The organism is Nocardia sp. NPDC050378 (assembly GCF_040655675.1).
Taxonomy (GTDB): Bacteria; Actinomycetota; Actinomycetes; order Mycobacteriales; family Mycobacteriaceae; genus Nocardia; species Nocardia coubleae.
Genome location: NZ_JBFAKI010000009.1, coordinates 118,115 through 130,478, shown reverse-complemented (window position 1 = coordinate 130,478; position 12,364 = coordinate 118,115). Strand labels below are relative to the sequence as shown.

General features: G+C 67.3%; 13 protein-coding genes. 6 read left to right on the top strand and 7 right to left on the bottom strand.

What is annotated here, in order from left to right; all coding sequences use genetic code 11:
* Positions 1-420 (bottom strand): YciI family protein, encoded by a 420-nt coding sequence (locus AB0I35_RS20925; RefSeq protein ID WP_357397792.1) that lies wholly within the window; start codon positions 418-420, stop codon positions 1-3.
* A 208-nt stretch (positions 421-628) separates the two neighbouring features.
* Between AB0I35_RS20925 and AB0I35_RS20920 the strand changes: the two genes are divergently transcribed.
* Entirely contained in the window at positions 629-1,387 is a 759-nt protein-coding gene (locus AB0I35_RS20920) for an enoyl-CoA hydratase-related protein (protein ID WP_357397928.1), read from the top strand.
* Here the strand turns inward: AB0I35_RS20920 and AB0I35_RS20915 are convergent, their stop codons facing one another.
* Positions 1,388-2,209, bottom strand: a complete 822-nt coding sequence (locus AB0I35_RS20915) for a hypothetical protein (protein WP_357397790.1) — start codon at positions 2,207-2,209, stop codon at positions 1,388-1,390.
* Positions 2,210-2,320: 111 nt separating this feature from the next.
* Between AB0I35_RS20915 and AB0I35_RS20910 the strand changes: the two genes are divergently transcribed.
* On the top strand, positions 2,321-3,022 hold the full coding sequence (locus AB0I35_RS20910; protein WP_357397788.1) for a class I SAM-dependent methyltransferase: 702 nt from the start codon (positions 2,321-2,323) through the stop codon (positions 3,020-3,022).
* A gap of 11 nt (positions 3,023-3,033) precedes the next feature.
* Here the strand turns inward: AB0I35_RS20910 and AB0I35_RS20905 are convergent, their stop codons facing one another.
* Both AB0I35_RS20905 and AB0I35_RS20900 read right to left on the bottom strand, forming a co-directional pair.
* Positions 3,034-3,156, bottom strand: a complete 123-nt coding sequence (locus tag AB0I35_RS20905) for a hypothetical protein (RefSeq protein ID WP_255284010.1) — start codon at positions 3,154-3,156, stop codon at positions 3,034-3,036.
* A gap of 270 nt (positions 3,157-3,426) precedes the next feature.
* The gene (locus AB0I35_RS20900; RefSeq protein ID WP_067488834.1) at positions 3,427-4,053 is read right to left on the bottom strand and encodes a TetR/AcrR family transcriptional regulator; all 627 of its coding nucleotides are present in this window, start codon (positions 4,051-4,053) and stop codon (positions 3,427-3,429) included.
* 139 nt (positions 4,054-4,192) lie between these two features.
* Between AB0I35_RS20900 and AB0I35_RS20895 the strand changes: the two genes are divergently transcribed.
* Together AB0I35_RS20895 and AB0I35_RS20890 are read left to right on the top strand one after the other, a co-directional pair.
* Positions 4,193-5,119, top strand: coding sequence for a metal-dependent hydrolase (locus AB0I35_RS20895; protein WP_357397787.1), 927 nt, complete (start codon positions 4,193-4,195; stop codon positions 5,117-5,119).
* Between the two features lie 12 nt (positions 5,120-5,131).
* Entirely contained in the window at positions 5,132-6,286 is a 1,155-nt protein-coding gene (locus AB0I35_RS20890) for a hypothetical protein (RefSeq protein ID WP_357397786.1), read from the top strand.
* Positions 6,287-6,378: 92 nt separating this feature from the next.
* Here the strand turns inward: AB0I35_RS20890 and AB0I35_RS20885 are convergent, their stop codons facing one another.
* On the bottom strand, positions 6,379-7,383 hold the full coding sequence (locus AB0I35_RS20885; RefSeq protein ID WP_357397784.1) for an oxygenase MpaB family protein: 1,005 nt from the start codon (positions 7,381-7,383) through the stop codon (positions 6,379-6,381).
* 270 nt (positions 7,384-7,653) lie between these two features.
* Between AB0I35_RS20885 and AB0I35_RS20880 the strand changes: the two genes are divergently transcribed.
* Both AB0I35_RS20880 and AB0I35_RS20875 read left to right on the top strand, forming a co-directional pair.
* On the top strand, positions 7,654-9,300 hold the full coding sequence (locus AB0I35_RS20880) for an AMP-binding protein (protein WP_357397782.1): 1,647 nt from the start codon (positions 7,654-7,656) through the stop codon (positions 9,298-9,300).
* Positions 9,297-10,592: a helix-turn-helix domain-containing protein gene (locus AB0I35_RS20875; RefSeq protein WP_357397781.1), complete on the top strand. Its 1,296-nt coding sequence runs from the start codon at positions 9,297-9,299 to the stop codon at positions 10,590-10,592. The genes AB0I35_RS20880 and AB0I35_RS20875 overlap by 4 nt, the downstream gene beginning before the upstream one ends.
* Positions 10,593-10,630: 38 nt before the next feature.
* Here the strand turns inward: AB0I35_RS20875 and AB0I35_RS20870 are convergent, their stop codons facing one another.
* Complete coding sequence (locus AB0I35_RS20870) at positions 10,631-11,074, bottom strand: SRPBCC family protein (protein WP_357397779.1); 444 nt, start codon at positions 11,072-11,074, stop codon at positions 10,631-10,633.
* A gap of 27 nt (positions 11,075-11,101) precedes the next feature.
* Positions 11,102-12,337 carry an aminotransferase class I/II-fold pyridoxal phosphate-dependent enzyme gene (locus AB0I35_RS20865; protein WP_357397778.1) on the bottom strand — a complete coding sequence of 412 codons (1,236 nt, stop codon included), beginning with the start codon at positions 12,335-12,337 and terminating at the stop codon, positions 11,102-11,104.
* Positions 12,338-12,364: the final 27 nt, after the last annotated feature.

Genomic DNA, 12,364 nt, shown 5'->3' with positions numbered 1-12,364 from the left:
TCAGAGCTGCCCGGTGGACTCGCGCCAGGCCCGTTCCTTCTGTACCCAGACGTTGTCCTTGGGAAATTCGTCGATGGAGGGCACCCGCCGGATCTCGGTCTTGATGCCGGGACCGGTCATCGGCATCCGCTTGGCCCACTCGACGGCCTCTTCCTTCGATGCCACGTTGAGGATGTAGTACCCGCCGAACAGTTCCTTGGTCTCACCGTAGGGACCGTCGGTGACGACCGGTGGTTCGGACGAGTAGTCGACGACAACGCCCTCGGCGGCGTCCTCGAGCCCTTCGGCGGCGACGAGCACGCCGGCGCGGATCAGTTCGTCGTTGAATTTGCCCATGACGTCGAGCATCTCGTCGAAGCTCACGTTCGCGAACTCGGCGAAGGCCTCGTCGGTGGCGCGCATGATCAGCATGTACTTCATGGTGTGTCTCCTTCGGGTCGGTGCCCTGGCGGGCGCTGCGTTCATCCGTAGGTCGAACGGGCACCGCGCGAATCGACACCCGCCGGAAATTCTTTCGCGAATTTTTTTCGGAGCCTACTTGCGGCGTGGTACTTGTCGGTCGGGTTCCGTCCACGACCGGCCGGGACAACGAAGGCAGGAGTCGATCGTGAGCGCCGTTCTCGTCGAGATGCACGAGCATGTGCTCGTCGCCGTCATCAACCGGCCCGAGGCCATGAACGCGATCGACGGGGAGGTCAGCGCCCAGCTCGGCGCGGCCCTGGAACAGGCCGACAACGATCGGGCCGTGCGGGCCTTCGTCCTCACCGGCGCGGGCGACCGGGCCTTCTGCGCCGGGGCGGATCTGCGCGCACTCGGGCGCGGTGAGTCGATTCTGGCTGCGGGACACGAACACTGGGGTATCGGTGGCTACATGCGCCACCCCCTCAGCAAGCCGACCATCGCGGCCGTGAACGGGCTCGCGCTCGGTGGCGGTACCGAACTGGTGCTGGCCAGCGACCTGGCCGTCGCCGCGTCGACCGCCACCTTCGGGCTGCCCGAGGTGGCACGTGGTCTCTTCGCCGCCGCGGGCGGGGCGTTCCGGCTGCCCGAACAACTGCCGCGCAAGGTCGCCATGGAGATGATCCTGACCGGCGAGCCGATCACCGCCGCACGCGCGTTGGAGTTCGGTCTGGTCAACCGGGTGGTTCCCGCCGACCGGGTCCTCGACACCGCGATGGAGCTGGCGACGCGGATCGCGGCGAACGCGCCGCTGGCGGTGCAGGCGAGTAAGCGGGTGGCGCTCGGCATCGTCGACGGCGTCCTGCCCGACGACGACGCCTGGGACCGGTCCGACCGCGCGATCGCCGAACTCACCCGCTCGGCGGACGTCCGCGAGGGTCTGCTGGCGTTCGTCGAGAAGCGCAGCCCGAACTGGCAGGCGCGCTGATCACCAGCCACCCGTCAGCAAGGCGGCGAGCCCGGGGGCCGGATCGAGCGCGGTGGTCACGTTGGCGACCGTGACCACCGCGAACACCAGGCCGAGGGCCACCGCGGCCAGGGCATAGGCGCCGAGGACGCGAACGGCCGCGCCCGCGCGCCGCCGCCACAGCACGACACCGAGCCCGAGGAGTCCGGCCGACGCCGCCGCACCGAGCACGGCCATCGCGACGTGGTAGCGCGCGAAGTCCTCGACCATCACCTCCAGTGCCGCCGGACCACCGGGGTAGTCGTCGAGCCCCTGCTCCACCTCGGTCAGTACCCCGGCCAGCGACGCGTCGGCCGCACCGTCGACCGCCATCGGCAGCAAGGACGCGAACGGTGTCACGGCCCCTTGAATATTGGCCAGCACCGCCACCCCGGCTACCGCGAGCACCAGCGTGGTGCTCACCCCCGCCACCGCGAACATCGTTCGGTTCGGCTGCCGGGTACGCAGCGCGGACCGCCACAGCATCACCCCGAGCGCGACGAGCACGATCGACCACAGCAACGCCACCGCCGCCTTCACGAGGTGGTACCCGAACCAGTAGTCCACCACCGCCTGCAGCTCGGGCGTGAGTTCGGCCTGTCCCGCTTGCCAATAGGTGACGAACGCGGACCGGAAACCCGCGCGCAGCGCGTGCTCGTCGGCGAAGTCGGCACCGGGCGACCACCCCGCCACCATGGGCGGCGCCAGCACGAACGCGACGGCGAGCACAATCGCCGCGCCGAGGGCGACGACGAGGCGGCGGCGGGCCGCGCCCGCGCCCGATGCTACGAAGACAGTGGACACGGTCACTCCCTGCTCGGTACGGGTGTTCGACGACCATTGTGACCGCGACGTGGCATCATGGCCGCTCGAACGGACGGACTCACACATCTCGATGGATTGAGGGGACCGAGCGTGACGAGCAGCAATTTCGCCTACACCGGGTGCGACAACCTGGAGGTGATGGCCGAAGCGATCAACTACAACAATTTTCTCCTCGACTGCGTCGAAAGACATGTCACCACACCGGATCTGCGTGTGCTCGATTTCGGCGCGGGACAGGGCACCTACGCCGATCTGCTCGCCGAACGCGAGATCTTCCCCGAGTGTCTCGAACCGGACCCCGACCTGCAGAAGGTGCTGCTGGCGAAGGGCTACAAAGTCGTCGACTGCGAGACGGAACCGCCCGAGGCCGAAAAATACGGGCTCATCTATTCTTTCAACGTTTTCGAGCACATCAAGAACGACCAGGAAGCCGCCGAACACCTGGCTGCACTGTTGCGGCCCGGCGGAACGATGGTGATCTACGTGCCCGCGCTCGAGATGCTGTTCTCCTCGATGGATGTGAAAGTCGAGCACTACCGCCGTTACCGGCGCACCCAGCTGAACCGGATTCTGCGCAATGCCGGACTCGAGGTGGTGGATTCGCGCTACTGCGATCCGATCGGGTTCTTCGCCACCATGGCCTACAAACTGCTCGGCAACGACGACGGCAGCATCAATGTGCGCGCGCTCAAGCTCTACGACCGGGTCGTCTTCCCGCTCAGCAAGGCCCTGCAGTCGGTGACCGGCAAGCTGTTCGGGAAGAACGTCCTGGTCGTCGCGCGAAAACCCTGAGCCGGAAACGCTCAGCGCGGCGGATTGCCCGTCCATTCGGGTTCGTCCGGCGGCTTGGGTCCGCCACGCGTCTTGCGCCACAGCACGACGGCCGCCACCACGACGACCACGGCGAGAATCACGAGAATCTCCATACCCGCCGCCTACCCGGTGAATCCGTCCTCAACCAGCAACGGCGAACCACGTTTGAGCCGTCACCCAGCGGGAACCACACTGATGTGGTGCTCGACCGGCCCGTTGTACGAGGCGCCGAACGGTCCGGGGGAGCAATGTTTTTCGGTCACGGTGTCGACACCGGTGCACCCGCGGGGTCGGGCCGACGCTCCACCGCGATGCCAACGACGTCATCGCACGGAGTCCTCGTCGGCCGCCCCCGCGGGACACGCCAGAAAACAGCAGCGGCCTCAGCGTTCGAGGAATTGTCCGGCCGCGGTCTGAGCGCTGATGGCCGTGCCCATCCACCGCCGCAGGTAACGGCGTAGTTCGTCGTCGGTGCGCGGCGGGTCACCGGGCGACAAGAAGAACGACTGCATCGTCCGCAGGACGTATTCGACCAGTTCCCGCAGCGCCTGCTCGTCGTAGCCGTGCGCGGCCCAGTCCACGTCGAACCGCCGGATCATGGTCATTCCGAAGGCCTGCGCCTCCTCGGAGGTGAGGCTGTCGGGGCGGACGTTGGAGTAGGAACTCGACAGCAGGATGCCCAGGTGCGGTGTGCGGCGCACTTCGGCCAGCGTGTAGACCACCGCCTCCACCATCGCCTCCACCGGATCACCGAGCCCGCGCACCTGCGCCGCGAGCCGGTCGAGGAAACCCTCCACCGACGCCATCGCGGCGGCGGTCATCAGCGCGTCGGCGCTCGGGAAGTACCGATAGACCGTCTGCCGGATGACACCGAGTGATTCCGCCACATCGGCGATGCTGATCTCCGCCCCGGTGCGCCCGATCAATTCGACTGCCGCCGCGACGATCCGGCGCGTCGCCTCCGCGTCGTCTCCCGGCGGACTACCGCCCCATCCCCGTCTGCGCGCCACCCGGTGGACGCTAGCACAAGCCCTGGTCACAGCGGATTCGGTGAAAGTAATCATACAGACTGACGTTCAGTCGTATGATTACCTCACCCAACCGAGTGGCGGCCGGACCGGCGCACGCCCGAACAACGAGGTACTCACCGTGACCGAACTTCACGTCCGCAAGATGGATTTCGCGTTCGCCGACTACGACGTGCCGTTTCTGTGGAACCCGCAGAATCCGGCGTTCTCCTCGATGGCCAACGCTGTCTCGTTCCTGGCGATCGGCTTCGAGAAGATGATCGTGCAGCTCATCAACCAGGCGAAACCGCTGATCACCGACCCCGAGGTCGCCGAAGAGGCCGATGCCTTCATGCGCCAGGAGGGTCAGCATTCCACCGCCCACCGCCAGCATGTGAAGGGCCTGATCCGTCGCTACCCCGGACTACAGCAGACCCTCGACGCGGTGATCCGCGAGTTCGACGAGCTCACCGCGTCCACCCCGGTCAAGTACCGGCTGGCCTACACCGCCGACCTCGAGGCCACCTTCACCCCGGTGTTCAAGCTGATGCTCGACAACGACGCCACCCTGTTCGCCCCCGGCGACGACCGGGTGGCCTCGCTGTTCATCTGGCATTTCGTCGAGGAGGTCGAACACCGCAGTTCGGCGCTGATCATCTTCAACTCGGTGGTGAACAGTGAGCTGTACCGGATGCGGGTGGCGCCGTCGGTGTTCCGGCACGTGCTGCGCGTGATCCGGGTGGCCTGTGCGGGCTTCAACGAGCATGTGCCACTGGAAGACCGGCAGGTCGACGCGCTGTCGATGTTCGCGAGCTACCGCAATCAGCAGACGCTGCGCCGCCTGCTGCCGGGCCTGCGCCCCGCCGACAACGGCACGATGCCGCGCGCCTTCGACGATCTCGGCCTGAAGGAGCAGCTCGTCGCCCTGGGCGGGATCATCCGCAGCCAGACGCCGGGCCACAACCCCGCGCACGAGAAACTGCCCGACCTGGCCGGTGAGTGGTTCCGCCGCTACGACGAGGGCTACGACGTCACCCGCTGGTACACCGCCGATTCCGTGAGCTCCTAGAAGGGCCGACCCATGGCCGAACACTGTTCCCCCACCTTCGCCGACCTCGCGGTCCAGCTCGGCTTCTCCTGTGAGGAGGCCGGTGGACTCGTCGAGTTCCGCAGCCCGTTCGGGCTGGAGAACTGGACCCTGCCGGTTCTCGAACTGACCATCGTGCTCGGTGCGGTGCTGGCGCTCTGGTTCGCCATCGTCCGCCTGCGCCGCCACGGCGACCCGACCAACCTCGTCCTGTGGTTCGGTGCGACCGCGTACCTGTTCATCATCGAGCCGCCGCTGTACTTCCCCGCCGCGTTCGGTATCGAGGACCACGTCGACACGATGTTCGCGCACAACGTGTTCACCGTCGACTTCCTGTGGGGTCGCCTGCCGATCTACATCATCGCGATCTATCCGCTGATGGCGACGATGGCCTTCGGCCTGGTGCGCATGCTCGGTATCTTCCGCCGGTTCGGGGTGCTGATCGGCGCCACCTGCGTCGGCTTCGTGCACCACGCCTTCTACGAGATCTTCGACCATCTCGGGCCGCAACTGCGCTGGTGGGAGTGGTCGGTGGACAATCCGATCAACCAGCCGATGTTCGATTCGGTGCCGATGGGCAGCGTGGTGGTGTTCGCCGCGCTGTGGCCGATGTCGCTGGCGTTCTGCGTGCAGTACTTCGTCGGACGGCATGTCGACGCGGGCAAGCGGTTCACAGGCGTCGAATTGACCTGGCGCACAGTCGTCATCGGCCTGCTCGCCTCGGTCGGCACCTTCTTGCTCCCGCTGCCCGCGACCGTGATCGGGATGAGTGGCGACACCGTGCGCGGTGTGGTGTACGCGTTGGAGCTCGCGGTGTTGGTGGTCGTCGGTGCGCTGGTGATGGCACGCCAGTGGTCGGAGCTGCGGCGCGGTTCCGCCGCCGACCCCGGCTACAGCGACCCGTTCGTCCAGCGCTTCGCTACCTGTTATCTGGTGGTCTTCGCTGTCCTGTGGCTCGCCGCCCTGCCCGACTTCTTCGCGGCGACCGACGGCGAGACCAGCAACGGCGACCCCATCGGCAACCTCTGGTACACCGCCGCCTGCTTCGTCGTCGCCGTGTTGTCGATCGTGGCCACCTACACGCTGCCCACGACCGCGCGCACCGATCCCGATACCTCGGCTCCGGCGGTATCGGAGGCACGCGGCTGAGCATCGCGACCCCACGTCGGCAGGGCACTCGTCTCGACGCCGCGGTTGTCCGGGCGTCGAGCGGGTGGCCTGCCGAGGTGTCGAGAACCGCGTCAGATCAGCGGCTTGTGCTTGCTGATGCGGCGGCGCACGTCGCGCATCATCGCGTGGGTGCCCGCGAAACGGATGAACTTGGGAATGAACCGGTTCACGAAACCGACGAACAGGAATAGGTTTTCGAATCGGCGCTGATCCGAATCGCTCCACTCGATGCCCATCTGCTCGCGGAAGTGCGGCGGCAGGAACCCGGTGGTCAAGAACTCCAGCAGCCCACCGAACAGCAGGCGCAGCGACCAGTGGATCATCCGCAGGTGCACGAGATCACCGATATAGGCACGGAATTCGTCGTCGCACACCACCTGCTTGCACGCCTCGAGCCAGTACTCGTCGAATTCGGCGCGGGTCTTGGGCCACATGTCGGGGTGCACCTGCAGGGTGGTGCCGAAGGTGTCGGAGCCCTGGTAGAACACCTCCAGCTCCTCGGGCGTCATCTTGCCGCACAGCAACTGATGGGTGTCTTCGAAGCCGATGTAGATGGCGGCGGCCACATACATCTGCAGATTGCGGTCGAAGGCGTTGTACTTCACCTTGGAGTCGGGGCGGGACCTGACCTGCCGGTGGGCGACATTGACCGCCTCGCGCATCGCCTTCTTGTCCTCGTCGGTCCCGAGCAGTGCCACCGCGAGGTAGGCCGAGGTGGTGCGCAGCCGCTTCCACGGATGCACCATGAGCGCACCGGATTCGACCGGGCTTTCCATGACACCCGCGGCCACACCCTGGTGCGAGAATTGCATCGCCACGTTCGCGGCCGCGCCGGCGAACATCCAGAAGTCGAGGGCGTCGGCCAACCGGGCGGGCTTCTTACGCGGCGATCGGTAGGTGTCGGGAATATGAATGCGCACCCGCTCCAGCGTCAGCTCCGGAGGAGCCTGCGCGAGCCCCGATGCCGAAGCCGGGGCGGTGGTCGGACGCCATTGCCCACCCGGGCCCTCCTCGACATATCCCTCGCTGGTCGGGTCCGAGTAGTCGGGTTCGCCGGGCTTCGTTGCCGTGGTCATCGTCATCCTTTCCCAGAGGCGTCCTCGCCCCGGATCTCGCGAACGCGGATCACCGCCGAGCAGTCGTCGACGTCAGCGTTATGTTACCGCCAATTCTGGTCACAGAGGGACGATTTTCGCCGAAATGGGACGGGCACCTCGTTGCAGTCCGATGCACCAGCTGTCGATCTGAGCCAATAAGTTACCCACTATTCTCCCGCCTGATAGGCTCGGCTCCGTCCCGCCTCACTGGCGGCGGCTATTCCCGACGACCGACCCTCGGAGGTATCCGTGCCGTCCGTCTCCTTCGCGCCGACCGACGTCGTACGCACCGTTGCCGATTCGCTGGCCGCCGCCGCCGTCCTACACCGGCGTGGCGCGATCGAACTCCGGCATCCGATCGAGCTCCTACGAACGGCCCGTGATGCCACCGCCCTGGGTCCGGCCGTCACCACCCTGGCGCACGCGACCCGGGTCGCGAGCTCGGCTACCGCGCTGATCGACGACCGCGGACCGATCACCTTCGAACAGCTCGATCACGCCTCCAACCGGCTTGCCAACGGCCTGGCCGCACAGGGGGTCACCGCACAGACGGTGGTCGGCGCATTGTGCCGCGACCACCGCGGCTTCATCCTGTCGCTGCTGGCAGCAGGCAAGCTCGGCGCGCGCATCGTCCTGCTCAACACCGGCATGGCAGGCCCGCAACTGCGCACGGTCGTGGAGCGCGAGCGGATCGGGATGTTGCTCGTCGACGCCGAGTTCGCCGACCTGTTCGACCATCTCGCACGCGAGGTGCCGATCATTCTCACGCGCGCGGGCGACACCAACCTGCCGGGGCGGCAGACGATCCATGCCGTCGCGGCCTGGCACTCCGGCGTTCCGCTACCCGCGCCTGCCTCGCCCGGGGGCATCGTCGTGCTCACCAGTGGCACCACCGGAACACCGAAAGGCGCTCCGCGCGGCAAGGTTTCGCCTTTGCAGTCGGCCCAGTTCCTGGATCGCATCCCCCTCCCCAAGGCGAGCACCATCGTGCTCGCCGCGCCGCTGTTCCACGGCACCGGCCTGTCGCAGCTGATTCTGGGCTGGGCGCTCGGCAACACGGTGGTGCTGCTGCCGGACCGGTTCGATCCCCGTCACACCCTGGCCGCCGTCGCTCGCCACCGCGCGAGCGCGCTCGTCCTGGTTCCGACCATGCTGCAGCGCATCGTCGATCTGGGTGAGGAGGTGCTGGCCGAGTACGACACCTCCGCGTTGACGGTGATCTTCTCGGCAGGCTCGGCGCTCGCCCCGGACCTGAGCCGTCGCACCGCACAGCACTTCGGCGAGGTGCTCTACAACCTCTACGCCTCCACCGAGGTCGCGGTGGCGGCGGTCGCGACACCGCAGGATCTGCGCGAGGCACCGGGCACGGTCGGCCGCCCGCCCGTGGGCTGCCGGGTCGCGATCTACGACGAGCAGCGTCGCCGGATCACTACTCCGGGCGTGGTCGGGACCGTCTTCGTCGCCAGTGGACTCAGCTTCACCGGTTACACCGACGGCACCGGCAAGGAGATGATCGACGGGCTGTGCTCGAGTGGTGATCTCGGCCATTTCGACGCCGAGGGCAGGTTGTTCATCGACGGGCGCGACGACGACATGATCGTCTCCGGCGGGGAGAACGTCTACCCGCTCGAGGTCGAGAACCTGCTCGTCGACCGGCCCGACATCCTCGAGGCAGCCGTCATCGGCGTCGCCGACCGCGATTTCGGGCAGAGCCTGCGCGCCTATGTAGTACTCGCTCCGGGCGCCTCGTGCACCGAGCGTGAGGTCAAGGACTACGTGCGCACCACCCTCGCGCGACACAAGGTGCCCCGTGCGGTGCGCTTCGTCGAGGCCCTGCCGCGCAACGCCACCGGCAAAGTCCTGCGAAACCGACTGGAAGCCGTGGACACACCATGACAGTGCGAGAACCACAGACGGCACCGCCGCTCCGGCTGTCTGCAGCGCTCGGGCGCACCCGTGTCGCCGCGGGGGGTGCCACCGAGGCGATCGAGGAGGAGCCGACGATGCCGCTCGACGTGGCCGATCCACCGCTTCGGTGTCCGCGGTCCGATGTCGGCGTCATGACCGGTCGGGTCGTCAGCTACTTCGTCCGCGACCTGGCCAGGCGCCGCGCGCTGCTCGGTGATGCGGTCTCGGCGGAGATCAGCACCGCCACCAGCATGTGCGCGCGGATCGGGCGGGGCATCGTCGACGACGAGGATGTCTCCGGTGAAGTCGACTGGCTCACGACCGCTGCGGCCGTCTGGGCCAGGGAAGGGCTGTCGATCGAGGACATCCTGCGCGCCTTCCACGAGTCGCTCTGGGCGAGCGTGGACACGGTGTTCTCGCCCCGCGACGACTATGACGACGACACCCTCGCCGCGGGACTTCGCGCATCCGTGCGACTGTCGAATCTCCTGTCCACCACGATGGTCAGCGCGTATCTGCGGGAATACCGCGTGGTCGCAGGCGAACACCACACCGCGATGCGCACCGTGACCTCGGCGCTGCTCGCCGGCCGCGCGACGACGACGATGGCTCGCGAGTCGGGCGTGCAGATCGCAGACGGTTATCAGGTGCTCGCCGTGTCGATTCCCCGCCGGTCCCAGAGTCAGTGGCAGACCGGCGACACGGCACGGCGTCGACTGCACCGGGTCCACTCGGCACTCGAGCGGCACAACGATTCCGCCCTCGCGATACTGTCGCCCGACGGCGGCACCATCCTGATCCCCGGTGAGAACCCCGAGGATGCCGAACTCGATCCCCTCATCGACGTCCTCTCGGCTGCTGCCCGCGCCGAGATCACCGGGGCCGTCGTCGTCAGCAGGACCGCCGAGATTCCCGACGCGGCACAGCGCGCGCACGAACTTCTCGATATCGCGGGCCGGCTCGGCTATCCACCCAAGCTCTACCGGTTCGAAGACCTCGCGCTCGAATACCAGCTCACCCGCCCCGGACCGGCCTTGTTCGAACTGGGCGAATTGCTCGCACCGCTGGACGATCATCCCGCGCTGGCCAAGACTGTCCGGGTGCTCGTCGCCAATGACATGAATCGCCAGCGAACCGCGCGGCAGCTGCACGTGCACACCAACACCATCATCTACCGGCTGAGCCGGATCGCGGCGTTGACCGGGATCGACGCGACGGGCGCCACGGGACTCTGGCAACTCAAGTCGGCCGTGGTCGCCCGCGCGTTCCGTCCCGGCTGACCCCTCACCCCAGCCATCGCCGGCACTGCGCCGAGCTGCTAGTTCCCGATCGCCGAGGCATGGGCGGCGAGCTGGTCGAGGGTGGTGTCCAGCTGGGCGCGTCCGTGCTTTTCGAGAGCTTTGGCGAGCAGACCGGTGATGAGCGGTCCGGAGAAGTCGCCACCCGCCGTGAGCTCGGTGCCCGCCCCGGATTCGCGCATGACATAGGTGAATTCGCAGCTGACGCCTGCCTTGCCTCGGCCGAGCAGCACGATCCGGTTCGGTCGGTCGGCCGCGGTGACGGTCCACTCGATCTCGTTGGTCATGCCGAGCAACCCGACCTTCGATCTCAGCACCGAGTCCTCGGTCAGCCGCTCGGGTGGCTCGGTGAGGAAGCTGCGGTGGATGCTGAACCAGTGTTCCCAGGTCGCGGGGCGGGTGATGGTGTCGAAGAGGGCGTGTGGGGTGCTGGACAGGTACTTGGTGAGGGCGATACTTCCCATCAGGGAGATCCTTCTGTCTGTGGTCGGTCAGGAGGCGGAGGGCGCCAGCGCGTGGCGGTAGGTGTCGGCGATCGCGTCGGCGGCGAACTCGAGATCCTCGGTGGTGTGGGTGGCCTGCACGCACAGGCGCAGCATCGGGCTGCCGAGCCGGACGCCGGGGAATACGCTGATGCCGGCGAAGATCCCGCGTTCGAACAGCTGGTTCCACTGCTCGATCAGCGCGGGCTCGTCGGCGACGGGGACCGGCACGATCGGGCCGATGACATCGTCACCCCAGGGCGTCACCGTCGTGCCTTCGACCGGAATACCCTTGGCTCGCAAGGTGTCTCGCAGGAGCCGGGAATTGTCCAGCAGGCTCTGTGCCAGTGCGGCACCCTCGGCGGAGCGGATCACGCGCACCGCGGCCGCGGCCGCCGCGACCGAGGCCGGGGTGCCCGCGGTACTGAACTGATAGCCCCGGTTGTAGGTGCGCAGGTAGTCGATCAGGTCGCGTGATCCGGCGAGGTATCCCCCGATGGATCCGATGCCCTTGGACAGGGTGCCCATCCGGATGTCGACCGCGGGAGCCTGGCCGTACATCTCGACCGCGCCCGTGCGCTCGGCACCGAAGATTCCCACCCCGTGTGCCTCGTCGACCAGCAGCAGGGCGTCGAATTCGGTACACAGCGCGGCGATCTCGTCGATCGGGGCGATGTCGCCGTCCATCGAATAGACGCTGTCGACGATCACGAACACCGGTGACTCGGTCTCGGCCAGGATCGTGCGCAGCTCGGCCGCGTCGTTGTGGGCGAACCGGCGGACCCGCGCTCCCGACATCTTCGCGCCGTCGTGCAGCGACGCGTGCGCCGCCCAATCGAGCACCACGGTGTCACCGGGCCCGGCGAGTGCGCTGACCACGCCGACATTGGCCTGGTAGCCCGTGGTGACCACCATGGCGGCCTCGGTGCCGTGCCATTGCGCCAGGGTGGCTTCCAGTTCGGCGTGCACGTCGAAACTGCCGTTGGCCACGCGACTTCCGGTACTCGCCGCGCCGTACAGGTCAAGCGCCCGATGGGAGGCCTCGAGTACGGCGGGGTGGGTGGCCAGCCCCAGATAGTTGTTGGATCCCAGCATCAGCCGCGGCCGGTCGGCCACCCGGACATGGGAGGTGGTGGCGGACTGCATCACCCGGAAGATCGGCGATCGGCCGAGATCCTCCAGTTCGCGCACCAGCAATCGCATGCCCGCGTACTCGATCCGGTCGCGGAACTTCTCCATACTCATCGCATCAATCCGTCTCTGTCGTCGTCG